Source organism: Streptococcus parapneumoniae (assembly GCF_037076355.1).
GTDB lineage: Bacteria > Bacillota > Bacilli > Lactobacillales > Streptococcaceae > Streptococcus > Streptococcus parapneumoniae.
This window is the reverse complement of the sequence record NZ_AP026968.1, coordinates 1,831,030-1,855,173: the sequence shown is the minus strand read 5'-3', so window position 1 is coordinate 1,855,173 and position 24,144 is coordinate 1,831,030. Positions and strand designations below refer to the sequence as shown.

Annotated in this window: 18 protein-coding genes, 1 pseudogene and 1 riboswitch; of the genes and pseudogenes, 14 read left to right on the top strand and 5 right to left on the bottom strand. The window is 39.2% G+C overall.

The features are described from left to right. Window positions 1-68: 68 nt before the first annotated feature. The gene (locus tag SP4011_RS09370) at window positions 69-809 is read right to left on the bottom strand and encodes an amino acid ABC transporter ATP-binding protein (protein ID WP_338618981.1); all 741 of its coding nucleotides are present in this window, start codon (window positions 807-809) and stop codon (window positions 69-71) included. After that, window positions 809-2,374, bottom strand: a complete 1,566-nt coding sequence (locus SP4011_RS09365; RefSeq protein ID WP_338618978.1) for an ABC transporter substrate-binding protein/permease — start codon at window positions 2,372-2,374, stop codon at window positions 809-811. Before SP4011_RS09365 ends, SP4011_RS09370 begins: the two co-directional genes overlap by 1 nt. A 138-nt stretch (window positions 2,375-2,512) precedes the next feature. Between SP4011_RS09365 and SP4011_RS09360 the strand changes: the two genes are divergently transcribed. Both SP4011_RS09360 and SP4011_RS09355 read left to right on the top strand, forming a co-directional pair. Then, a complete protein-coding gene (locus SP4011_RS09360; RefSeq protein WP_338618976.1) occupies window positions 2,513-4,402 on the top strand; it encodes a DUF2207 domain-containing protein in 1,890 nt (629 codons plus the stop codon). Between the two features lie 61 nt (window positions 4,403-4,463). After that, complete coding sequence (locus SP4011_RS09355; protein ID WP_020900044.1) at window positions 4,464-5,309, top strand: undecaprenyl-diphosphate phosphatase; 846 nt, start codon at window positions 4,464-4,466, stop codon at window positions 5,307-5,309. A gap of 32 nt (window positions 5,310-5,341) precedes the next feature. Here the strand turns inward: SP4011_RS09355 and dinB are convergent, their stop codons facing one another. Next, a complete protein-coding gene (gene dinB / locus SP4011_RS09350) occupies window positions 5,342-6,403 on the bottom strand; it encodes a DNA polymerase IV (RefSeq protein ID WP_338618973.1) in 1,062 nt (353 codons plus the stop codon). A gap of 237 nt (window positions 6,404-6,640) precedes the next feature. Between dinB and pflB the strand changes: the two genes are divergently transcribed. Next, window positions 6,641-8,965, top strand: coding sequence for a formate C-acetyltransferase (pflB, locus tag SP4011_RS09345; RefSeq protein ID WP_000260631.1), 2,325 nt, complete (start codon window positions 6,641-6,643; stop codon window positions 8,963-8,965). A 186-nt stretch (window positions 8,966-9,151) separates the two neighbouring features. Here the strand turns inward: pflB and SP4011_RS09340 are convergent, their stop codons facing one another. Continuing rightward, window positions 9,152-10,591, bottom strand: coding sequence for a TrkH family potassium uptake protein (locus SP4011_RS09340; RefSeq protein ID WP_338618971.1), 1,440 nt, complete (start codon window positions 10,589-10,591; stop codon window positions 9,152-9,154). 3 nt (window positions 10,592-10,594) lie between these two features. Then, on the bottom strand, window positions 10,595-11,944 hold the full coding sequence (gene trkA / locus SP4011_RS09335; RefSeq protein ID WP_338618968.1) for a Trk system potassium transporter TrkA: 1,350 nt from the start codon (window positions 11,942-11,944) through the stop codon (window positions 10,595-10,597). Between the two features lie 188 nt (window positions 11,945-12,132). On the opposite strand from trkA, the gene SP4011_RS09330 reads away from it, so the two are divergent. From SP4011_RS09330 to SP4011_RS09280, 11 genes and pseudogenes are all read left to right on the top strand, one after another. Beyond that, window positions 12,133-12,981 carry an SAM hydrolase/SAM-dependent halogenase family protein gene (locus tag SP4011_RS09330; protein WP_173276306.1) on the top strand — a complete coding sequence of 283 codons (849 nt, stop codon included), beginning with the start codon at window positions 12,133-12,135 and terminating at the stop codon, window positions 12,979-12,981. A gap of 15 nt (window positions 12,982-12,996) precedes the next feature. Next, a complete protein-coding gene (locus SP4011_RS09325; protein ID WP_000795928.1) occupies window positions 12,997-13,542 on the top strand; it encodes an ECF-type riboflavin transporter substrate-binding protein in 546 nt (181 codons plus the stop codon). A gap of 168 nt (window positions 13,543-13,710) precedes the next feature. Continuing rightward, window positions 13,711-15,393, top strand: a complete 1,683-nt coding sequence (locus tag SP4011_RS09320) for an ABC transporter ATP-binding protein (protein ID WP_173276307.1) — start codon at window positions 13,711-13,713, stop codon at window positions 15,391-15,393. Continuing rightward, a pseudogene (locus SP4011_RS09315) lies at window positions 15,378-16,208 on the top strand (energy-coupling factor transporter transmembrane component T family protein). Before SP4011_RS09320 ends, SP4011_RS09315 begins: the two are co-directional and overlap by 16 nt. A gap of 192 nt (window positions 16,209-16,400) precedes the next feature. Then, window positions 16,401-16,904: a tRNA (cytidine(34)-2'-O)-methyltransferase gene (locus SP4011_RS09310; RefSeq protein ID WP_000181382.1), complete on the top strand. Its 504-nt coding sequence runs from the start codon at window positions 16,401-16,403 to the stop codon at window positions 16,902-16,904. Between the two features lie 59 nt (window positions 16,905-16,963). Next, window positions 16,964-17,182, top strand: a riboswitch (FMN riboswitch). Window positions 17,183-17,345: 163 nt separating this feature from the next. Next, the gene (locus tag SP4011_RS09305; RefSeq protein WP_084861966.1) at window positions 17,346-17,909 is read left to right on the top strand and encodes an ECF transporter S component; all 564 of its coding nucleotides are present in this window, start codon (window positions 17,346-17,348) and stop codon (window positions 17,907-17,909) included. Continuing rightward, complete coding sequence (locus tag SP4011_RS09300; protein ID WP_338618962.1) at window positions 17,899-18,549, top strand: phosphatase PAP2 family protein; 651 nt, start codon at window positions 17,899-17,901, stop codon at window positions 18,547-18,549. The genes SP4011_RS09305 and SP4011_RS09300 overlap by 11 nt, the downstream gene beginning before the upstream one ends. Window positions 18,550-18,660: 111 nt before the next feature. After that, window positions 18,661-19,533 carry a helix-turn-helix domain-containing protein gene (locus SP4011_RS09295; protein ID WP_078748231.1) on the top strand — a complete coding sequence of 291 codons (873 nt, stop codon included), beginning with the start codon at window positions 18,661-18,663 and terminating at the stop codon, window positions 19,531-19,533. 127 nt (window positions 19,534-19,660) lie between these two features. After that, entirely contained in the window at window positions 19,661-19,798 is a 138-nt protein-coding gene (locus tag SP4011_RS09290; RefSeq protein WP_173307092.1) for a hypothetical protein, read from the top strand. Window positions 19,799-20,390: 592 nt separating this feature from the next. Further along, the gene (locus tag SP4011_RS09285; protein ID WP_338618957.1) at window positions 20,391-22,907 is read left to right on the top strand and encodes a lanthionine synthetase LanC family protein; all 2,517 of its coding nucleotides are present in this window, start codon (window positions 20,391-20,393) and stop codon (window positions 22,905-22,907) included. Beyond that, the gene (locus SP4011_RS09280; RefSeq protein WP_338618955.1) at window positions 22,904-24,124 is read left to right on the top strand and encodes an MFS transporter; all 1,221 of its coding nucleotides are present in this window, start codon (window positions 22,904-22,906) and stop codon (window positions 24,122-24,124) included. The genes SP4011_RS09285 and SP4011_RS09280 overlap by 4 nt, the downstream gene beginning before the upstream one ends. Window positions 24,125-24,144: the final 20 nt, after the last annotated feature.

Sequence of the window (24,144 nt, the reverse complement as noted above, 5' to 3'; positions counted from 1 at the left end):
GATAGAGAATCTGCCTTTTCATTTTGAGGACAGCAAAAAGACTGCACGGTTGAGGCAGCCTTTTCTTTTTATTTGAGATAGCGTTGAAGGAATTCTTTTGTACGGTCTTCTTTAGGATTGGTGAAGAGATCTTCTGGTTTGCCTTCTTCAGCAATCACACCCTTATCCATAAAGATAACACGGTGAGAGACATCACGGGCGAATTCCATTTCGTGGGTTACGACAATCATGGTCAAGCCTTCCTGAGCTAGGTCCTGCATGATTTTGAGGACTTTTCCAACCATTTCTGGATCGAGAGCTGATGTTGGTTCATCAAAGAGAATAGCGTCAGGATTCATTGAAAGGGCGCGAGCGATGGCCACACGTTGTTTTTGACCACCTGAGAGTTGTTTTGGTTTCGCTTGCCAGTAGCGTTCTCCCATGCCGACTTTTTCTAGGTTTTCTTTGGCAATTTTTTCAGCTTCTGTGCGTTCGCGTTTAAGGACTGTTGTCTGAGCGACGATTGTGTTTTCGAGAACGTTAAGATTTTCAAAGAGGTTAAAGGATTGGAACACCATCCCTAGTTTTTCACGGTATTGCGTGAGGTCATAGCCTTTTTCGAGGACGTTTTGTCCATGATAAAGGATTTGTCCATCAGTTGGCGTTTCAAGTAGGTTAATGGAGCGTAGGAAGGTTGATTTTCCGCTTCCAGAGCTTCCGATGATAGAGATGACTTCACCCTTGTGGACAGTCAGAGAAATGTCTTTTAGCACTTCGTTTTGTCCATAGGATTTTTTGAGGTGTTTAATTTCAAGGATTGCTTGTGTCATTATTTCAAATCCTCCGTTTGCATTTGGTTAGCACCTGTAGTATAGGTATCCATGTCCATGCGGCGTTCGATGAAGCGTAGGATACGTGTTACGGTGAAGGTGAGGACAAAGTAAATCACGGCGATGATTGTAAATGTTTGGAAGTATTGATAGGTTTGTGTTGCCACGGTATTTCCTGAGAAATAAAGTTCGACAACAGAGATAACGTTCAATACAGATGTATCTTTGATATTGATGACAAATTCATTACCAGTTGCTGGTAGGATGTTGCGGACAACCTGAGGTAGGACAATCTTACGCATGGTCTGGTTATGGGTCATACCAAGAGTAGTCGCAGCTTCAAATTGTCCCTTGTCAACCGCTAGGATACCACCACGGACGATTTCAGTCATGTAGGCACCGGTATTGATTGAAACGATGAAGATAGCAGCTAGTGTACGGTCAAGGTTGATCCCGAAAGCTTGGGCAGTTCCATAGTAGATAACCATCGATTGAACGATCATTGGGGTACCACGGAAAATTTCAATGTAGACATTGAGAATCCAGCCGACTAGTTTTTGTAGGCCGTAAATGACTTTGTTTTCAGAGAGAGGAGCAGTACGGAAAACACCAATGGCAAGACCGATAATGAGACCTATGATGGTTCCGACGATAGAGATTAAAAGAGTGATACCAGCACCACGCAAGAGTTGTTGCCAGTTTTCAGAAAGAATTTTAGTGACTTGGCTAAAGAAACTACTGCTAGTCTCTTCAGTTGTTGTAGCTTCGGCAGGTTGTTCCTTGATCATACGATCCATCAAGGCAACTTGGTCGTCTTTTGAAATGGTTTCAATGCTGGCATTGATTTGGCTAATACGATTGTCATCTTTACGAAGTCCAATAGCGATAGCTGTATCTTCTTCCCCAGTTTTAAAACCTGGCTCTACTTGAACCATCTTAAACTTAGAGTTAGCGGCTTCGGCAGTCAGTGCTTCAGGGCGTTCAGAAACATAGGCATCGATGACACCAGCCTCAAGAGCTTGGCGCATTTGAGCGAAGTCTCCCATGGCTGTTTCTTTTTTAGCGCCTGGGATTTGTGCAATCAAATCGTAAAGGTAGACACCTTGTTGAGAAGTGATTTTTGCACCATTAAAGTCATCCAAAGATTTTGCATTTGCGTAGGCAGAATCTTTTTTGACTAGTAGAACTGGTTCGCTAGTGTAGTAACTGCTTGAAAAGGCAATTTCTTGTTTGCGCTCAGCAGTAGGACTCATACCTGCGATAATCATGTCAATCTTACCAGAAGTAAGGGCAGGGACTAGACCTTCCCACTTGGTTTTAACAACCAAAGGTTCTTTCCCTAAGTCCTTAGCGATTTTCTTGGCGATTTGAACATCGTATCCATTGGCGTACTGGTTGGTTCCATCGATTTTGACAGCTCCATTGCTATCATCGTCCTGAGTCCAGTTAAAGGGAGCATATGCTGCTTCCATCCCGATGCGTAAATATTCATCGGCTTGAGCAACATTGACAAGTCCTAGCATCAGCAAGAGACTTGTGAAAATAGATAAGTATATTTTTCTCATGATTTCTCCTATTTCTAATCTATTAAAAAATAACTGTCTCCTATTTTATCGAAAAAAACTCTATTTTTCAATATAGGTAAGCCTTTACTTGAGAAAAAATGATATAATGATAGCAAAGATAAAAAGGGGGCTTAGTTGATGAAAAAAACTTTTTTCTTACTGATGTTTGGCTTGTTTTGCCTTCTGCCACTTTCTGTTTTCGCCATTGATTTCAAGATAAACTCTTATCAAGGTGATTTGTATATTCATGCAGACAATACGGCAGAATTTAGACAGAAGATAGTTTACCAGTTTGAGGAGGACTTTAAGGGGCAAATCGTGGGACTTGGACGTGCTGGCAAGATGCCTAGCGGATTTGACATTGATCCTCATCCAAAGGTTCAGGCTGCGAAAAATGGTGCTGAACTAGCAGACGTTACTAGCGAAGTGATAGAAGGAGCAGATGGTTATACTGTTAAAGTCTATAATCCAGGCCAGGAAGGCGACACAGTTGAAGTTGACCTTATCTGGAACTTAAAGAATTTGCTTTTCCTTTATGATGATATCGCTGAATTAAATTGGCAACCTCTGACAGATAGTTCAGGGGCTATTGGCAAGTTTGAATTTCATGTAAGGGGAGACAAGGGGGCTGAAAAACTCTTTTTCCATACAGGGAAACTTTTTAGAGAGGGAACGATTGAAAAGAGTAACCTTGATTATACTATCCGTTTAGACAATCTTTCGGCTAAGCGTGGAGTTGAGTTGCATGCCTATTGGCCTCGGACCGATTTTGCTAGCGCTAGGGATCAGGGATTGAAAGGGAATCGTTTAGATGAGTTTAATAAGATAGAAGACTCGATTGTTAAAGAAAAAGAGCAAAGTAAACAACTCCTTACTTGGGTCTTCCCTGCCATACTTTCCATCTCCTTGTTATTGAGTGTCTGCTTTTATTTTATTTATAGAAGAAAGACCACTCCTTCGGTCAAATATGCCAAAAATCATCGTCTCTATGAACCACCAATGGAATTAGAGCCTATGGTTTTATCAGAAGCAGTCTACTCGACCTCCTTGGAGGAAGTGAGTCCTCTAACAAAAGGAGCAGGTAAATTTACCTTTGATCAACTTATTCAAGCTACCTTGCTAGATGTGATAGACCGTGGAAATGTCTCTATCATTTCAGAAGGAGATGCAGTTGGTTTGAGGCTAGTAAAAGAAGATGGTTTGTCAAGCTTTGAGAAAGACTGTCTAAATCTGGCTTTTTCAGGCAAAAAAGAAGAAACTCTTTCCAATTTGTTTGCGGATTACAAGGTATCTGATAGTCTTTATCGTAGAGCAAAAGTCTCTGATGAAAAACGGATTCAAGCAAAGGGGCGTCAGCTCAAATCTTCTTTTGAGGAAGTATTGAACCAGATGCAAGAAGGAGTGAGAAATCGAGTTACCTTCTGGGGGCTTCCAGATTACTATCGTCCTTTAACTGGTGGGGAAAAGGCTTTGCAAGTGGGTATGGGGGTCTTGACTATCCTGCCCCTATTTATCGGATTTGGTTTGTTCTTGTACAGTTTGGATGTTTATGGCTATCTTTACTTCCTCTTGCCAATACTTGGTTTTCTAGGTTTGGTTTTGGCTGTTTTCTATTATTGGAAACTTCGACTAGATAATCGTGATGGTGTCCTAAATGAAGCAGGAGCAGAAGTCTACTATCTCTGGACCAGTTTTGAAAATATGTTGCGTGAGATTGCACGATTGGATCAGGCAGAGTTGGAAAGTATTGTGGTCTGGAATCGCCTCTTGGTCTATGCAACCTTATTTGGCTATGCGGACAAGGTCAGCCATTTGATGAAGGTTCACCATATTCAAGTGGAAAATCCAGATATCAACCTCTATGTAGCTTATGGTTGGCATAGTATGTTTTATCATTCAAGCGCGCAAATGAGCCATTATGCTAGTGTCGCAAATACAGCAAGTACCTACTCCGTATCTTCTGGAAGTGGAAGTTCTGACGGTGGCTTCTCTGGAGGCGGAGGTGGCGGCAGTATCGGCGCCTTTTAAAGAGAGCTATCACTGGCTGAAAAAATATGCTATAATGGAAGATAGAAAAAAGGAGTAATCTATGTATCTTATTGAAATTTTAAAATCTATCTTCTTCGGGATTGTTGAAGGAATTACGGAATGGTTACCGATTTCCAGTACAGGTCACTTGATTTTAGCAGAGGAATTTATCCAATACCAAAATCAGAATGAAGCCTTTATGTCCATGTTTAATGTCGTGATTCAGCTTGGAGCGATTTTAGCGGTTATGGTGATTTACTTTAACAAACTCAATCCTTTCAAACCGACTAAGGATAAGCAGGAAGTTCGTAAGACTTGGAGATTGTGGTTGAAGGTCTTGGTTGCTACTTTACCTTTACTTGGTGTCTTTAAATTTGATGATTGGTTTGATACCCACTTCCATAACATGGTTTCTGTTGCCCTCATGTTGATTATCTACGGGATTGCCTTTATCTATTTGGAAAAGCGCAATAAAGCTCGTGCTATTGAACCAAGTGTAACAGAGTTGGACAAACTTCCTTATACGACAGCTTTCTATATCGGGCTCTTCCAAGTTCTTGCCCTTTTGCCAGGGACAAGCCGTTCTGGAGCAACGATTGTCGGTGGTTTGTTGAATGGAACTAGTCGTTCTGTTGTGACAGAATTTACCTTCTATCTAGGGATTCCTGTTATGTTTGGCGCTAGCGCCTTAAAGATTTTCAAATTTGTAAAAGCAGGACAACTCTTGAGCTTTGGGCAATTGTTCTTGCTCTTGGTTGCGATGGGAGTCGCCTTTGCAGTCAGCATGGTCGCTATTCGCTTCTTGACCAGCTATGTGAAAAAACACGACTTTACCCTTTTCGGTAAATACCGCATCGTGCTTGGTAGTGTTTTGCTACTTTACAGTTTTGTCCGTTTATTTGTATAAGAAAAACCTTGAAGGGGCAACTCTTCAAGGTTTTAAAATCCAGTCACGGTAATCCCCAGCAGGCGGACACCTCTTTCTTTCTCACTTAACTCTTCATAGAGTTGCAGGGCGATTTGGCTTATATGACTAGCATCCTGTATTTTTTGAGCTAGACTTTTTCGTTTAGTAAGAGTTGAAAAGTCCTCGTAGCGGATTTTCAAAATGACAATTTTTCCAGCTTTTTCTTGTTGATGTAGATTGAGAGCGACTCTTTCTGATAGAAGAGTCAGCTCTTTTTTAATGTCTTCCTCGGCACGGAGAATCTTCCCGTAAGTTTTTTCCTTGCCGATTGATTTACGGATACGATTGGACTTGACTGGGGAATTGTGAATGCCACGAGCCTTTCGATAAAGGTCATAGCCCAGTCTGCCAAAGCGGTCTATTAGTGTTACCTCAGGGACTTCAAGTAGGTCAGCGCCAGTAAAAACTCCCATTTGATGAAGACGTTCGACTGTCTTTTTTCCTACTCCATGAAACTTGGAAATATCCATTTGTTTGAGAAAATCCTCAGCCTGGTCAGGTAGAATCACTGTCAGACCATGTGGCTTTTGATAATCACTGGCCATTTTAGCTAAGAATTTATTGTAAGAAACGCCAGCAGAAGCAGTTAGATGAAGTTCTTTCCAGATATCCTCTTGAATGAGGCGAGCGATTTTGACCGCTGACTTGATACCGAGTTTATTTTCTGTTACATCCAAATAGGCTTCGTCAATGCTCATGGGTTCAATCAAATCTGTATAACGCTTAAAGATAGCTCGAATCTGGAGTCCCACAGTCTTGTATTTTTCATAATTCCCTGAGATGAAGACGGCCTGGGGACAACGTTCATAGGCTGCTTTAGAACTCATGGCTGAATGGACACCAAAAACTCGAGCCTCATAGCTACAAGTGGAAACGACACCACGTCCACCTGTTTGCCGAGGGTCGCTTCCGATAATGACAGGTTTTCCTCTGAGTTTAGGATTATCCCTGATTTCTACCGCAGCAAAAAAGGCATCCATGTCAATATGGATGATTTTTCTTGACAAATCATTTAATAAGGGGAAAATCAACATGCCTAGCACCTTTTTACAGCTTATTTTCTTTTATTATACCCTTTTTTCTGAAAAAAGGAAAAAAGGGTATAATTTTTTCAAAAATATAATACAGTTTGGAGTAAAATATAGACTGTTTTAGAAAAGAAAGTGTAAAAATAGGGAATTTTCACTTGTTGAAATCGGTTACTGTATGGTATACTTGACTCATGAATGTAACAGATGGTTGTTACTAGAAAGAAAAAAGAGGACATTAACATGGTTGTTAAGACAGTTGTTGAAGCACAAGATATTTTTGACAAAGCTTGGGAAGGCTTCAAAGGCGTAGATTGGAAAGAAAAAGCAAGTGTATCACGCTTTGTACAAGCTAACTACACACCTTATGATGGAGACGAAAGCTTCCTCGCAGGACCAACAGAACGTTCACTTCACATCAAAAAAATTGTAGAAGAAACTAAGGCTCACTACGAAGAAACTCGTTTCCCAATGGACACTCGTCCAACATCTATCGCTGATATCCCAGCAGGATTTATCGATAAAGAAAATGAAGTTATCTTCGGTATCCAAAACGATGAACTCTTCAAATTGAACTTCATGCCAAAAGGTGGTATCCGTATGGCTGAAACTACTTTGAAAGAAAATGGATACGAACCAGACCCAGCTGTTCACGAAATCTTCACTAAATACGTAACAACAGTTAACGACGGTATCTTCCGTGCTTACACTTCAAACATTCGTCGCGCTCGTCACGCTCACACTGTAACTGGTCTTCCAGATGCATACTCACGCGGACGTATCATCGGTGTTTACGCACGTCTTGCTCTTTACGGTGCAGACTACTTGATGCAAGAAAAAGTAAACGATTGGAATGCAATCGAAGAAATCGATGAAGAAACAATCCGTCTTCGTGAAGAAATCAACCTTCAATACCAAGCATTGCAACAAGTTGTTCGCTTGGGTGACCTTTACGGAGTTGACGTTCGCAAACCAGCGATGAACGTTAAAGAAGCTATCCAATGGGTTAACATCGCCTTCATGTCTGTCTGCCGTGTTATCAACGGTGCTGCTACATCTCTAGGACGTGTACCAATCGTATTGGACATCTTTGCAGAACGTGACCTTGCTCGTGGTACATTTACTGAATCAGAAATCCAAGAATTCGTTGATGATTTCGTTATGAAACTTCGTACAGTTAAATTTGCTCGTACAAAAGCTTACGACCAATTGTACTCAGGTGACCCAACTTTCATCACAACTTCTATGGCTGGTATGGGTAACGACGGTCGTCACCGTGTTACTAAGATGGACTACCGTTTCTTGAACACTCTTGACAACATCGGTAACTCACCAGAACCAAACTTGACAGTTCTTTGGACTGACAAATTGCCATACAACTTCCGTCGCTACTGTATGCACATGAGCCACAAACACTCTTCTATCCAATACGAAGGTGTAACAACAATGGCTAAAGACGGATATGGTGAAATGAGCTGTATCTCATGCTGTGTGTCTCCACTTGACCCAGAAAATGAAGAACAACGCCACAACATCCAGTACTTCGGTGCTCGTGTAAACGTATTGAAAGCCCTTCTTACTGGTTTGAACGGTGGTTACGACGATGTTCACAAAGACTACAAAGTATTTGACATCGAACCAATCCGTGACGAAGTTCTTGAATTTGAATCAGTTAAAGCTAACTTTGAAAAATCTCTTGACTGGTTGACTGACACTTACGTAGACGCTTTGAACATCATCCACTACATGACTGATAAGTACAACTACGAAGCTGTTCAAATGGCCTTCTTGCCAACTAAACAACGTGCAAACATGGGATTCGGTATCTGTGGATTTGCTAACACTGTTGATACATTGTCAGCTATCAAATATGCTACAGTTAAACCAATCCGTGATGAAAATGGCTACATCTACGATTACGAAACAATCGGTGAATACCCACGTTGGGGTGAAGATGACCCACGTTCAAACGAATTGGCAGAATGGTTGATCGAAGCTTACACAACTCGTCTACGTAGCCACAAACTTTACAAAGACGCAGAAGCTACAGTTTCACTTTTGACTATCACATCTAACGTTGCTTACTCTAAACAAACTGGTAACTCACCAGTCCACAAAGGTGTATACCTCAACGAAGATGGTTCTGTGAACTTGTCTAAACTTGAATTCTTCTCACCAGGTGCTAACCCATCTAACAAAGCTAAAGGTGGATGGTTGCAAAACTTGAACTCACTTTCTAGCCTTGACTTTAGTTATGCAGCTGATGGTATCTCATTGACTACTCAAGTTTCACCTCGCGCTCTTGGTAAGACTCGTGACGAACAAGTTGATAACTTGGTAACAATCCTTGATGGTTACTTCGAAAACGGTGGACAACACGTTAACTTGAACGTTATGGACTTGAACGATGTTTACGAAAAAATCATGTCAGGTGAAGACGTTATCGTACGTATCTCTGGATACTGTGTAAACACTAAATACCTCACTCCAGAACAAAAAACTGAATTGACACAACGTGTCTTCCATGAAGTGCTTTCAATGGATGATGCCTTGGACGCATTGAGCTAATCAAGTTCTTGAATAATGAAATAAGGAACCCTCGGTCAATCGACTGAGGGTTGTTTTTTGGGCTCTTCAATTCCTTGAGTCAGGTACTGAAATGTCTGACCGAGATTCAAAGATACTTGTTGAGTTGCGGGAGGTACTTGAAAATAAAAATACCACACTTTGTAAGGAACAAGGTGTGGTTGTATTTTATCTCTTGGACCAAGTTCTCTTCATAAAGAGAAGTAGGATTGGGTAAATCTCCAATCGACCTGCAATCATTGCAAAGGAGAGGAGAATTTTTGAGATAGGACTAAAGATTGAGAAGCTAGAAGTGGTTCCTAGAATAGGCCCGATATTATTGAAACAGCTAAAGACAGCGCTGGTCACAACTAGAAAATCATTGCTATCTAGGCTGACAATAAAGATAAGTGCTAGCAAAATCATAGAATAGATGACAAAGTACTTGAGAATCTTATGCTGGGTATCTTTGTCAATTACCGTTTTATTAACATGGAGGGTCAAAACACGGTGGGGTGATAGGATTGACAAAATCTGATTTTTAGCAATTTTTGAAAGGATGAGGCCTCGAATAATCTTGAGTCCACCTGCAGTTGATCCAGCAGAGCCACCGATTGCCATGAGGAAGAGGAGGATAAACTGGGAGAAGAGGGGCCAGTTGGTAATATCTCCGTAACCAAAACCAGTTGTTGTAATGATGTTGGAAACCTGGAAGAAGGCCATTTCAAAGCTCTTTGAAAACTCTGGGTAGAGGTAGAGGGTGTTGAGGCTAATCAAGCCTGTAGAAAGCAGTACAATGACCAAGTAAGCTCGAAGTTCTTCATCTCCAAAGAAGGCCTTGACACGACGGAGCATAAGGTAGTAGTAGAGATTGAAATTTACCCCAAAAACCAAAACTCCGATACTAACCAGATAGGTAATCAGTGAGCTACCATAGTGGGCAATTCCGTCGTTATAGACGGTAAAGCCTCCTGTACCTGCTGTTCCCATGGCAATGACAAAACTATCAAATAGGGGCATACCAGCTAGATAATAGATGATGACAAAGAGGGAAAAGAGAGCTAGATAAAGAAGATAGAGAATCTGGGCAGTATTTTTGAGTTTGGATACAACCTTGCCAAAAACAGGGCCAGGAACCTCAGCCTTCATCACTTCTAGGTGGCTATTTTTGGCATTGTCCATAATAGCAAGTGCAAAAACAAGCACTCCCATCCCTCCAATCAAGTGGGTAAAACTTCGCCAGAAGAGGAGGGAACGGCTGAGAACCGAAATGTCGTTCAAGATACTTGCTCCAGTAGTTGTAAAGCCAGAACTGATTTCAAAAAAGGCATCTATAACGCTAGGGATTTGTCCAGAAAAGACAAAGGGGAGACCACCAAAGAAAGACCAAAGGATCCAACAGAGGGCCACAATCAAGATTCCCTCCTTGGCATAAATCCGTTGATTTTTTGGTTTTTGTAAAATTCCTGAACCGCCTAGTAATACGAGAATCCCAATCGTTGTAAAGAGGGCTGTAAAGACTTGGCTCGATTCACGGTAATAGACAGCGACAGACACAGGAACCAAAAGAAGAACGGCTTCAATCAAAAGTAACTTTGAAAGGAGGTAGCGAATCATACTTTTATTCATTTCTTACCTCGCGATCAAGTCATAAATCTTGGTGATGTTTGGTAACAAGGTTGTTACTAGGAGCTTGTCTCCAACTTCCAGCATATCCTCCCCAGTTGGGAAAATAGTCTTGCCCTTTCGAATGATGGCTGCTATGAGAACCCCTTTTTTCAGTTTGAGTTGAGAAAGAGGTTTGGCAGTCATTTTATTGGCTTCCTTGATATGGAATTGCAGGGTTTCGATTTGGCCATTGGCTAGATGGTGCATGGCTTGAAGGTCTGAATACTGGGCATTAACACGACCACGAATAAAGTGCATAATCGTATCTACAGCGATACTTTTAGGTGTGATGATACTTGAAAAATCAGGCGCATTGATAATTTCGAGGAGACTGGTACGATTGACCTTGGTAATATTTTTCTGTACACCTACCCTGTCAAGGAACATCGAAGTAATCAGATTTTCCTCATCGACTCCTGTTAGAGTCGCAACGGCATCATAGTGTTGAGCACTTTCTTCTAGCAGGATATCTTTTGCAGTACCATCTCCTTGGACGATATGAAGATTTGGAAATTTCTCGCTAAAGAAGCTAGCGATTTCGGGATTGATTTCAATGACCTTGGTATCGATACGACTGTCTTTGAGAATACCAAGTAGATAATAGGCAATTCTACCTGCACCGATGATGAGAAGGCTCTTCACGGCACGAGACTTGAAATAATTATGGAAGAGCATCATGTCAACACGGTTACCAGTGACAAAGATTCTATCCTTATCCTGTACAGTCATGTCACCGCTTGGAATGATAATTTGATGATCCCTCTCTATCGCACAGACAATGACATTGCCAAATTTTTTCCGAAAATCAGAAATGGGCATTTGGCAAAGACCACTGGAGGATTTAACAGTGAATTCCATCAAGCTGACCCGTCCACCAAAGAAACGTTCGACAGAGAGGGCATTGGGGAAGTCAATGATATTCGCGATAGCGCGGGCAGCCAAGAGCTCAGGGTTAACGATAAGAGAAAAACCGAGAATATTCTTTTCCTTGAAATAAGAGTTAGAATATTCAGGGTTCCGCACCCGAACGATGGTCTCTTTAGCTCCCATTTTTTTGGCTAGAACGGCTGCAATCATGTTCACTTCATCATATTCAGTCAGGGCGATAAAGATATCACAATCCTGGACACTGGCTTGCTCAAGGATGGTAAAATCAGCCCCGTTACCAAGGATACCCATGATATCAAAGCGATTAACAATATGATTGAGAACAGCTTCGTCTTGCTCAATCAGCAAAACATCATGCTTTTCTGCAACCAAGGAGCGACAGAGGGCAAAACCAACTTTTCCCCCTCCGACAAGGATAATTTTCATAATAAAACCTACTTTTTCATGATGTAACTATCATACCTTTTTTCAAGAAAAAATGCACCTACTAGCTAATAACAAGAGCTTTTAGTAGGAAATTTGCTATAAGGTAAAACTATACCCTAATCAATTGAAATAGCTATTAGCACCTTTCTCTGAAATATGGTATGATAAAGGATATACAAGGAGATAAAATGAATAATAATTTACTGGTATTACAATCAGACTTTGGTCTGGTTGATGGTGCGGTATCGGCTATGATTGGAGTGGCTTTAGAAGAATCTCCAACCTTAAAAATTCATCACTTGACGCACGATATCACGCCTTATAATATTTTTGAGGGGAGTTACCGTCTCTTTCAGACGGTGGATTACTGGCCTGAGGGAACGACATTTGTATCGGTGGTCGATCCAGGTGTCGGCTCGAAACGTAAGAGTGTAGTTGCCAAGACTGCAAAAAATCAATACATTGTCACGCCAGACAATGGAACGCTTTCTTTTATCAAGAAACACGTTGGCATTGTAGCCATTCGTGAGATTTCTGAGGTGGCCAATAGACGTCAAAATACAGAGCATTCTTATACCTTCCACGGTCGTGATGTTTATGCTTATACTGGTGCTAAACTAGCCAGCGGTCACATTACTTTTGAGGAAGTGGGGCCAGAGCTCAGTGTGGATCAGATTGTGGAGCTTCCAGTCGTAGAGACAATCATTGAAGATCATCTGGTAAGGGGAGCTATTGATATTCTGGATGTGCGTTTCGGCTCGCTTTGGACCTCTATCACACGAGAAGAATTTTACAAGTTGGAACCAGAATTTGGTGACCGTTTTGAAGTGACCATCTATCATGCTGATATGCTGGTCTATCAAAATCAGGTTGTTTATGGCAAATCATTTGCAGATGTGAGAATTGGGCAACCCATCCTTTACATCAATTCTCTCTATCGTTTAGGTCTGGCTATCAACCAAGGTTCCTTTGCCAAGGCCTATAATGTGGGTGTCGGTTCATCTTGGACCATTGAAATAAAGAAAATAGAATCATAAAATAGGAGAATATAGATGAAAAATCAATCAATTAAACAAGTTGTTGCTATCGGTGTTGGAGCTGCGCTCTTTGTTGTCATCGGAATGATCAGCATTCCGACACCTGTTCCAAATACAAGCATCCAGCTTCAGTATGCGGTACAGAGCCTCTTGTCTATCATTTTTGGCCCTCTAGTGGGATTACTTGTTGGTTTAATTGGTCATGCAGTGAAGGACTCTCTCGCTGGCTACGGCCTTTGGTGGACTTGGATTATTGCTAGTGGTCTCTTTGGTCTAGCTGTGGGGCTATTTAGAAAGTATGTTCGCGTGATCAATGGTGTCTTTGACTGGAAAGATATTCTTATTTTTAACCTCATTCAACTACTTGCAAATGCTCTTGTTTGGGGTGTCTTGGCACCACTTGGAGATGTTGTGATTTATCAAGAAGCCGCAGAAAAAGTATTTGCCCAAGGGATTGTTGCGGGAATTGCTAATGGTGTATCTGTAGCTATTGCAGGAACTCTTCTCTTACTTGCCTATGCAGGAACTCAAACTCGTGCAGGAAGTTTGAAAAAGGACTAAAATGATGGAGAAGGCTGGGCAACCAGTCTTTTTCGATGTTTATAGATTAGTTAGGCAAGTAAGCTAGGATAGGACTCTTTTTGGTGCTAAGATTTTAAGAGAAGAGACTGCAAGAAGGGTTCGATTTATGATAAAATAGAAGTCTAAGAAGCGAATGAAGAGAGTAAGATGAAAGAAGCTATAATTGAGTGGAAGGATTTCTCTTTCCGGTATGAAACACAACAAGAACCGACCTTGCAAGGGATGAATTTGACCATTTACAAGGGAGAGAAAGTCTTAATTGTTGGCCCATCTGGATCAGGTAAATCTACCTTGGGTCAGTGTTTAAATGGAATCATTCCAAATATTTACAAGGGTCAGATGTCTGGAGAATTTTTGATTAAGGGGCAAGCGGCCTTTGATATGAGCATCTACGATAAATCTCATTTAGTCAGTACAGTTTTGCAGGATACAGATGGGCAGTTTATCGGCCTGTCTGTGGCAGAGGACTTGGCTTTTGCTCTGGAAAATGATGTAACAGGACTAGAAGAGATGAAAAGCCGTGTTCATAAATGGGCTGAAAAGCTGGACCTTCTTCCTTTACTGAATCAGCGTCCCCAGGATTTGTCAGGTGGACAAAAGCAGCGGGTCAGTCTGGCTGGTGTCTTGATTGATGAAAGTCCGATTCTTTTGTTTGATGAGCCGCTCGCCAATCTGGATCCCAAGTCAGGTCAGGATATTATCGAATTGATTGACCAGATTCATAAGGAGGAGGGGACGACGACCCTTATTATTGAGCACCGTTTGGAGGATGTTCTGCATCGCCCTGTCGATCGGATTGTCTTGATAAACGATGGTCGTATCCTCTTTAATGGGAGCCCTGACCAGCTACTGGCGACTGATTTATTGACACAAAATGGAATTCGAGAACCTCTTTATCTAACGACTCTCCGTCAATTGGGTGTGGATTTAAAGAAGGAAGAACAATTAGCAGATCTGGATAACTTGTCCATCTCAAAAGGTCAGGTTCAGTTACAGACGGAATTGGCAAAAGAAACCCCAGATTTACAGTCGCTCTTTAGATTAGAGGACGTGTCTTTTTCTTATGATGATAGACCGATTTTAAAATCTCTTCATCTGAACATCAAAAAAGGCGAAAAGATTGCCATTGTCGGGAAAAATGGGGCTGGGAAATCAACCCTTGCCAAGGCCTTAAGTAGCTTTATCCAGACGGAAGGCCGCTATCTTTGGGAAGAGCAGGATATAAAAGGAGATTCTGTTACAGAGCGGGCGGAACGAGTAGGCTATGTGCTGCAAAATCCTAATCAAATGATTTCAACCAATATGATTTTTGACGAGGTGGCTCTGGGACTTCGTTTGCGAGGTGTGGACGAGCAGGAAATTGAAACGAAAGTCTATGAAACCTTGAAAATATGTGGTCTATATGAATTCCGTAATTGGCCCATTTCTGCTCTGTCATTTGGTCAGAAAAAACGTGTCACCATTGCTTCAATTTTGGTCTTAGGAGCTGAAATTATCCTCTTAGATGAACCGACTGCTGGTCAAGACCAGAAGAACTATACTGAGATTATGGAATTTCTTGAAGAACTGCATCAAAAAGGTCATACCATTGTCATGATTACGCATGATATGCAATTGATGCTGGATTATTCAGATCGGGCCCTTGTCATGGTGGATGGGGAATTGATTGCCGATACCGATCCAGCTAGTCTCTTGAGCAATCCTGAGCTGTTAGTAAAAGCCAATCTAAAAGAAACCTCTATCTTTAACTTGGCCAAGAAACTAGACGTGGATCCACTTGCTTTAACGGCATTTTACAAAGAAAGGAGAGAAGGATGCAAGCTAAATTAATTGGTTACCAGCATAGAGATACTGTGATTCATCGCTTGTCAGGAGCTGCTAAACTCCTTTTTTTCATCCTCGTGTCATTGGCGGCCATGATTAGCTATGATACCAGACTGCTTGTTCTGATTGCCATCTTTTCGGTCTTTCTCCTCTATTTGTCAGAGATCCGCTTCAAAGATGTTTCTTTTGTGGCAGTTTTTGCGACGGTATTTGCCGTTTTAAACGTCTTGATGGTCTATCTCTTTTCTCCCGAGTATGGGGTTGGACTTTACGGAGAGAGAAGTGTGATTTGGCAGGGAATCGGTGCCTACACTCTGACCAGCCAAGAGCTCTTTTATCTGCTAAATTTGGCTATTAAGTACCTTTGTACCATTCCTCTGGCTATTATTTTTTTGATGACAACCCACCCTAGTCAGTTTGCTTCCAGTTTAAATTAAATCGGTGTGTCCTATAAGATTGCCTATTCTGTCAGCCTGACCTTGCGCTATATTCCAGATTTGCAGGAAGAATTCTTTACTATCAAGATGTCTCAGGAAGCGCGTGGGATGGAATTATCCAAGAAAGCTTCTCTTATGAAACGAATCAAAGGCAATCTGCGCATTATTACGCCCTTGATTTTTAGCTCGCTAGAACGCATTGATACTATCGCGACCGCCATGGAGCTTCGTCGCTTTGGGAAAGAGAAAAAACGCACTTGGTATAGTTATCAGGCCTTGAAAAAAGGAGACTATCTTACCTTGCTCTTGGCAGCCTTGTTTTTAGTAGCTAGTTTACTACTTATCTTGCAGAATCAGGGACGATTTTACAACCCTTGGAAATAGCTTGAAAAAATTGAAAAAATCAAGTCGTTTCTATTGACAATGATTCTGAAAGTGTTATACTAAGAAAGTAGTTTCGCTGATTTACTTCAAACCTGTTGTGAGGTAAGTTAACGATGCCTTAACCACGCTGTTTGCTGAGCTTGACTCCGGGCAGTGTGGCTATTTTTTTGCAATGGTGAAAGGAAGCAAGTCATGACAAATCACATTGTATTATTTGAACCTCAAATTCCACAAAATACAGGCAATATCGCGCGTACTTGCGCTGCGACCAATTCTCCCCTCCACATCATCAAGCCTATGGGCTTTCCTATTGATGACCGCAAGATGAAGCGAGCTGGATTGGATTACTGGGATAAACTAGAGATTTATTTTTACGAGAGTTTGGAGGATTTCATGTCTCAGATGAAGGGCAAACTCTATCTGATCTCAAAATTTGCTGAGAAAGTGTATTCTGATGTGGATTTATCGACTGACGAGGACCATTATTTTCTATTTGGACGTGAAGACAAGGGCTTGCCGGAGGACTTTATGCGAGAACATCCTGAAAAGGCTCTCCGTATTCCCATGAATGATGAACATGTCCGTAGTCTCAATGTGTCTAATACCGTCTGCATGATTGTCTACGAAGCCCTCCGCCAGCAGAACTTTGCAGGTCTTGAGCTCGTTCATACCTATGAAGTGGATAAATTGAAATAAAAAATGAAAATGAAAATGAACAAAATGCTTGCGCTTGCAAGCGTTTTTTGTTATGATAAAAGAGTCTTCAGGGCAGGGTGAAATTCCCGACCGGCGGTAAATTTGACTATCTATTTTAGCTTTCTCGTCGTTGTCTTGTCTCGATATACTTTAAGTATTATCTTCGACTGCGACGCCTAGATAAATCTAAAATATCTTAGCCAAATAAGTCCGCGAGCGCAAGCTGATGTGGTGAGATTCCACAACCGACAGTATAGTCTGGATGGGAGAAGACGAAAGAATGGCTTTGTCTGTTCTGATAGATTTATAGCTAAACTGTAACCGCTTGCTTGAATTTTCTTAATAGAGTGAGAGGGAAGATTTGGGATATAAAAAGTGAGAATAGATAGAGGAATCCTTTCTAACTTCTTCTGATTTTATAGAAAATTGGAGGAACCTGTTATGACAAACACACGTCGACTTTCGACCATTGCAATTCTATCAGCCATCTCATTTGTGCTGATGTACTTTGACTTTCCGCTCTTGCCAGCGGCATCCTTCCTCAAGATCGAATTTAGTATCTTGCCAGTCCTTGTGGGTCTGGTGGTCATGGATTTGCCTGCTGCTCTAGGAGTTCTCTTGCTTCGCTCACTCTTGAAACTGCTTCTTAACAGCCAGGGAGTGAATACTTACATTGGTTTGCCAATGAATATCGTAGCTTTGGGAGTTTTTGTCATCGTATTTGCTTTGATTTGGAAAAAGGAACGGACAACTCTTCGTTTCCTGCTAGGCTCTCTAGCTGGGACTATTGGTTTAACCGTGGCAATGTTGGTTCTCAACTATGTTTATGCTGTTCCTTTGTACGCTAAGTTTGCTAACTTTGATATTGGAAAAATTTTGGGACTTTCCAACTACCTAATGACCATGGTATTACCTTTTAACTTGATTGAGGGTGTAATCTTTGCCGTTTCATTCTGGTTGTTGTATGTTCTCTTGAAACCAACCTTAAAACATTATGAGAGATAAACAAACATTTTTAATGAAGGGCAGTTTTGCCCTTTTACTTTTCGTTATTCTTGGCTACATGGTCAAATTTTACCCTGACACGCTGGTCGGTTTTGACCAACCGATACAGACTGTTGTTCGAGGAGACTTGCCAGATTACTTGACTATTCTTTTCCGAGCCATCACACGCTTGATTGATATCCCAGTAATTATCACTTGGGTTATGCTGGTAGCTTTTATCTTTTATCGTAAGAAATGGAAGATAGAAAGTTTCTTTATGCTGGGGAATTTGGCTTTAGCGGGTCTTTTAATCGTGACTTTTAAAAACATCTACCAGCGCCCACGACCAGCTATTTTACACTTGGTTGAGGAGAAGGGATTTTCCTTTCCAAGTGGGCATTCTCTGGCTGTAACTTTGATGGTCGGTTCTCTGATTGTCATTCTCAGTCAACGGATGAAAAATCCGGTCTGGAGAAAAATTGTACAAATCGTGCTAGGCCTCTACCTAGTCAGTGTGCTGGTATCAAGGGTCTATCTGGGAGTTCATTATCCATCAGACGTTCTTGCCAGTCTCTGTCTGGGTTTGGGAGTCCTGTTTATCGAATTTCCCTTCTATGACAAGCTCCGCTTCCAATGGCGATTTAAAGGCAAGCAGAAGTGATGAAAAAGATAAAAGATTATATAAATACAAACAGAAGAACATAAAATATATACTTGAAACATGTTTTGGAACTTGATATACTTTAATACATAAAGCAAGGAGGAAGAAAGTGTGGATATGTTGTTAGCGACACGCTTAAAAAATAAGAGAAAGGAATTAAAATTATCTCAAAAGGAATTGGCTGAGGGGATTTGTGAGCAAGGACAGATTAGCCGTATGGAGCAAGGTAAATACTCACCCGGGTCAGAATTACTCTTTCAGCTATCTAAGCGATTGAAGGTGAGTATGAATTATTTCTTTGAAGAGACTGAGGTTTCTAGTTTAGAAAATATTGACAAGTTTAAAGAACTATCTAAGAAGTTTTTGGATGAGAGGGAATATGAATCTCTCAAATACATTTATGAACTTGAAAAATCTAAACGTGCTCGTTTATCTGCTAAAGACCAGATTTATTTAGACTGGATTGATACGTTAGTTCAATTCCGTTATCTAAATCATCAAACAGAGGCAGTTGCGAAATTGGAAAAAATACTGTTATCTCTGAAAAAATCTGATTTTTACTATCTACAACTGGGAAATACCTTGGCTAATTTTTATTTTGATATGGGGCAGGAAGACACATATCAGGAGCTCTATCAACTTTTAAAAGAGAACATCCAGTCATTATCTGTCCATCATTTGGAACAATTAGAACTGATGATTAAATTCCGATATAACTATTGTAGATATTTGTGGTTGAATGAACGAACATCTGAAGCTATAGAAGAGATTACAGCAACAATAGCTATTTGTAAAAGATATAATAGCAGTTATCGATTAGCAGATTTGTATTGTTTATTGGGAAATATAAGCGTGGGCTTTGCTGAAAAGGATAGGATACTAGGTTTTTATCAAGTATCTTACCAGCTTTACAAGCATGAAGACAACCAGAGAATGATGCTGGAAATTGAGAAGGAAATGAAATTATTGGAAAGTGAAGATTAAGAAAAAGATTTGTATTTTTCGATAACTTTAATCCATATTTCTAAAAAAATAAGAAAATGATATAAAACTATTGACAAACTAAAATTGATGTGTTAGAATACCATCAATAGTTAAGGAGGTTTAGAAGATGAAAAGATCCCAAGTTGTCAAGCGATGTATATTAATTGCTTTATTGCTTCTATTTCTATTTAATGTGTTAAGTGGTTCTTTATCTGTAACAACTAGAGGAGTTGATCCAGGACCAGCATATGGAATTTCACTTTAAAGATATCCAATATATCGCTTCATAAACAGGATTGAGTTTTACTTTCAAAAATAAATCAGATTCTGATGGAGGATTTAGCCCTTAAGTGTTGTATTAGTGTATTGAGACTTCATTTATCTGGATGTTGAAGTTTTGCTTGTGAGATTTATCTAAAAAACTTTTTAACTATATTTATAAAGGCTTTATAGAATTTTCCTTTCCGGAAAAAGAATTCTAAATAAAATTAGGAGAATTACCATGGAAACATTGTCAAATCTTGAGATGTTACCAGTTGCACCTCTTCCTACGCAAGTAGAAAGATTATGTGACTTTACATGCTCGGTTACAGTCGGTTAGTCTTAAATGCTTTTAGAACCTCTTCTTATTGAAATGTTGATGTCTGCATATAAAATATTTCATAATTCTTTATAGTTTGACAGTTCATTTTTAAGAAGTTCACGTTTAACAGGTGCTTTCATGTATTTAATCAATTGTAGATTATTTACGAAAGTTTAAGATAGTTTAAGATAGTTTAAGATAGTTTAAGATAGTTTAATTATATAGGAGAGGTGGGTTAGTCTACTTCTCCTTCTTTATATACGAGGAGTAATTAATGGATGTTCTTGAGAATTCAATACAACAATTTGATTCTAAAGTTAAGTATGTTTCTTCTGACTGGGTTTATTTTAGCTATAATAAGAATTTATCAGATTCGGGATGGAAAATTCACATAAGTTCACAAATGAAAGATGCGGTTAGTATCTTTACACTAGTAGCATCTTTTTTACGCGAAATTGAATGTTCATTTAAAGTTGTTAAGGATATTGAAAGTTTAAAAAAGATTAACTCTCCACGAGAAACGTCACCTATAGCCAATAAATTTATGGCAATTTATCCTGCAAATGACAAGCAAGCTCGTGAAATAATATTAGCGTTACGTGAGAAACTTGCTATATATTTTTCTCCAAGAATATTGTCTGATTTTCAATGTGGAAAATATTCACCACTGCACTATAGATTTGGTTCATTTAAAAAAATACAAGAATATGATGAAAAAAATCACAAAATTATTTATTTGTTGAAAAACGAGGAGGGGAATTGGGTAGAAGATGTTCGTAAAAATTTTCCTGTGATACCTGATTGGAAGGAGGATCTTTTTACTCCAGAAGAGAAGCAGGAGTTATTTGGAGAGATAGGGAAAATACCTGAGAATCATTTAATAAATAACTATAAATTTGAAATAATATTAAAAAAATCTAACAGAGGGAATGTATATAGAGCTAAAAAGAAAGATACTGGGGAAAAAGTTATTATGAAACAAGTGCGCCCTTTTGTCAGCAACGATGTTGAGGGGAAGCATTTTGCTATCGATGAGATAAAAAATGAAGTTAATATGTTGAAGACATTAGATTCTCAGCTTTATACGGCAAACTTTATAGATGAGTTTGAAGTTGATGGAGACTATTTTGTTGTTCAAAGTTTTATTGAAGGATATAGTTATTTTGATTTAATTGGGGAAGAAAGGTTTTCTTATAGAACAAAATTAAAATTAATAGATAATTTAATATCAATTGTTAATTCTATTCATAGTTTAGGATATAAGATTGTAGACTTATCGCCTACAAATTTTATTTATAGAGAAGATGGTTCTATATTTTTAATAGATTTAGAGAATGTATCTCTGATAAAAGATGTACGACGATATGTAAAAACCCCTTTTATGGTAAATCCAGATAATGACCTATCTGAGAGTTCGATTAATCAAGATTATTTTGCTGTAGCCATGACTAGTTTTGCTATTTTGGTTGGTAGAACATTAGTTTTTTCGTCGGGAGACAATCTATACGATATTAGTTGTATTGATAAAATAAAACAAGCGTTACGAATCGCTAAAAATATGGAATATATATCAGAGAGTGTGTATTACTGGTTGATTTATCTGTTGAATTTAAGTGAAGCGAAAGAATCTACTAATATAATAAAGAAAATTAATGAAATTGAAATTTTGAATATTGATATGTCAGAGGTGGATTTTAATGTTAGTTGTTATGATTTTAAAAAGGAATCTGAGAAAGTAGCACATTTTATTTTATCACAAAATATTGATAGCACAGGTCGTCTTTTACCTTCAAATGAATTTGGAGAATTTGTTAACCCGATATCTTTTCAGCACGGACTGTCTGGTTATATAATATTTGTTACTCAATGTTTATCGTCTTCTGAACTGAAGTTAGTTAAGCAATGGGTTCAAAAGATAGAAATAACAAGAGGTAGCAAGAGTTATCTGTATCAAAATTCATTGTATTTTGGTGTGTCAGGATTTTTATGGGCTTTAATATTATTGTTTGAAAGAACAGGTGATATTTTTTATAAAAATAAAGCTACTAGTCTAGTAAATGAGATATTGTTAGATTATGACAACATTGGTAAGCAGGATTTTGTTTTAGGAAAGGCAGGTGTTTTGCTATCTCTTATGAGGTATTATGAGTTGGAAGAAACCGCCTATCTCGAAGAATTTATCCATACTGCAATTTCTGAACTTGAAGAGGAAATCGGTAAGGATTTTTCACAATATAATTCCTTGTTTGATTATAGTTTTGCTCATGGAAAAGCAGGAATAGCATATGTTTTGAATGAATATAAAATTTTATTTGATAGTAAGAAATATGATTCCATAATAAGTATTTTTACAGAAGAAATTGCAAAAATATTGTCACAAGAAATTTTGAAAAATAAAAATAGCTATAATAATTTAGAGCTATCTTGGTGTGATGGACTATCAGGATTGATTCTATATCTTTGTTTGGTCGAACCTCTAAAATACTCCAAGTTAATTTCGGAGGCTAGAGTGGTGATTCTTAACCACCACCTGAGTATGGAAACATGTTATTGCCATGGCATTGCTAGTCTGTTACAAACTTATGCGTATGTATTTGGATATAAAGATAAGAATGATATAGTTCAGTTGCTTCTTACTAAGTCTTTTAGAAAGTATGATGAACTTCTTGTTTTTCAAAGTGAGAATCGAAATTACGATTATTTTGATTTTGGTATTGGAACTTTGGGAATATATTGGGCACTGTTAGGATTTCAATTTCCTTTTGAACTGAAGAAGGAGGCAAACCAATGAATACTTTTTTGACTAATAAAAGTTATCGAATGTTGCTGATTAATCAATGGGTTTCGTCATTTGGTGATACGCTGTTTTATATTTCCTTTATTTCGTATGTATCGGAATATAAATTTGCTTCATTAGCTGTTCTTTGTATAACAGTTTCGGAGACTTTGCCACAGATTTCTCAGTTGTTCACAGGTGTTATTGCCGATTTTCAAAAAAATCGTGTTGCAAAATATATTGCTATATTGGCAAGTAAGTTTCTGCTTTATACTCTATTGACACTGTTTGTAGCGGATAAGAACTTCTCTATGGGGATGGTTCTCCTTATTTGCGGAATCAATCTTTTATCAGATACCATGAGTTATTTTGCAGGTGCTATGATTTCTCCTTTGTATGTGAGGATTATCGGAGATGATATGACAGATGCTATGGGGTTTAGACAGGCAACTGCTGGCGTAGTTAATATTCTCAGCAACCTTATAGGTGGAGTTTTGATTGGGGTTATCAGTCTTAAGATGTTTGTAGGTTTGAATGCTTTGACCTTTCTTTTTGCACTGTTGGGTGTGGTGTTTATTCGTACTTCTTTGAGAGATATTGAGGGACAGATGGAGGTTAGTAAAAGATTAACCGCAAAATCTTTTGGAGAGCATTTCCTCCATTCAATGAAGATATTGTCAAGTTTTCCAGCAATTATCAAATTAATATTCATTGCAGCTATGAACCAAGTGATTTTAAGCATTATTACCCCTTTAACGACCTTGATGTTAATCCATCATCCATTTATCTTCTTTGACACTGGGAAATCCATTGCAGCATTGTCAGTGGTTATTTTTTCAGGAACGATTGTGGGAAGTTTTTTGAGTGGAGGTATCCTAAAAAATATTCCCATAAAAATGATTGTCTACTTTGAAGAAATTATGCATCTCTGTATTCTCTTTTCTTGGTTGACCAATCATTTCCTCCTTTTATTGGTAGTTGTCTTCTTATGCGCAGTTGCAGTAGGAATGATGGGGCCTCGGATTTTCAACCTTGTATTCTCGATGGTTCCAGAAGAAGTCATGGGAACCATCCAGTCAGTGCTTGGAGTATTCAATGTTGTTGTACCAGGAATTCTTAGCATGATCATCGTTGCCTTAGCGAGTGCTACAAACCTAAAAATCACAGTGCTTCCACTTTTTATTTTTGTATTGACTGCCTTAGCGATTGTGAGAGCAATGAAAATAGAGTAATAGTAGTATGAACTATTGTC

What these genes read in the sequence shown, in the direction of transcription:
- SP4011_RS09310 (WP_000181382.1), top strand. Translation starts at nt 16,401, where the DNA reads ATGACAAATCACATTGTATTATTTGAACCTCAAATTCCACAAAATACA.
- SP4011_RS09320 (WP_173276307.1), top strand. Translation starts at nt 13,711, where the DNA reads ATGAAAGAAGCTATAATTGAGTGGAAGGATTTCTCTTTCCGGTATGAA.
- SP4011_RS09285 (WP_338618957.1), top strand. Translation starts at nt 20,391, where the DNA reads ATGGATGTTCTTGAGAATTCAATACAACAATTTGATTCTAAAGTTAAG.
- SP4011_RS09305 (WP_084861966.1), top strand. Translation starts at nt 17,346, where the DNA reads ATGACAAACACACGTCGACTTTCGACCATTGCAATTCTATCAGCCATC.
- SP4011_RS09290 (WP_173307092.1), top strand. Translation starts at nt 19,661, where the DNA reads ATGAAAAGATCCCAAGTTGTCAAGCGATGTATATTAATTGCTTTATTG.
- SP4011_RS09355 (WP_020900044.1), top strand. Translation starts at nt 4,464, where the DNA reads ATGTATCTTATTGAAATTTTAAAATCTATCTTCTTCGGGATTGTTGAA.
- SP4011_RS09300 (WP_338618962.1), top strand. Translation starts at nt 17,899, where the DNA reads ATGAGAGATAAACAAACATTTTTAATGAAGGGCAGTTTTGCCCTTTTA.
- SP4011_RS09365 (WP_338618978.1), bottom strand. Translation starts at nt 2,374, where the DNA reads ATGAGAAAAATATACTTATCTATTTTCACAAGTCTCTTGCTGATGCTA.
- SP4011_RS09280 (WP_338618955.1), top strand. Translation starts at nt 22,904, where the DNA reads ATGAATACTTTTTTGACTAATAAAAGTTATCGAATGTTGCTGATTAAT.
- SP4011_RS09370 (WP_338618981.1), bottom strand. Translation starts at nt 809, where the DNA reads ATGACACAAGCAATCCTTGAAATTAAACACCTCAAAAAATCCTATGGA.
- SP4011_RS09330 (WP_173276306.1), top strand. Translation starts at nt 12,133, where the DNA reads ATGAATAATAATTTACTGGTATTACAATCAGACTTTGGTCTGGTTGAT.
- SP4011_RS09360 (WP_338618976.1), top strand. Translation starts at nt 2,513, where the DNA reads ATGAAAAAAACTTTTTTCTTACTGATGTTTGGCTTGTTTTGCCTTCTG.
- SP4011_RS09325 (WP_000795928.1), top strand. Translation starts at nt 12,997, where the DNA reads ATGAAAAATCAATCAATTAAACAAGTTGTTGCTATCGGTGTTGGAGCT.
- trkA (WP_338618968.1), bottom strand. Translation starts at nt 11,944, where the DNA reads ATGAAAATTATCCTTGTCGGAGGGGGAAAAGTTGGTTTTGCCCTCTGT.
- pflB (WP_000260631.1), top strand. Translation starts at nt 6,641, where the DNA reads ATGGTTGTTAAGACAGTTGTTGAAGCACAAGATATTTTTGACAAAGCT.
- dinB (WP_338618973.1), bottom strand. Translation starts at nt 6,403, where the DNA reads ATGTTGATTTTCCCCTTATTAAATGATTTGTCAAGAAAAATCATCCAT.
- SP4011_RS09340 (WP_338618971.1), bottom strand. Translation starts at nt 10,591, where the DNA reads ATGAATAAAAGTATGATTCGCTACCTCCTTTCAAAGTTACTTTTGATT.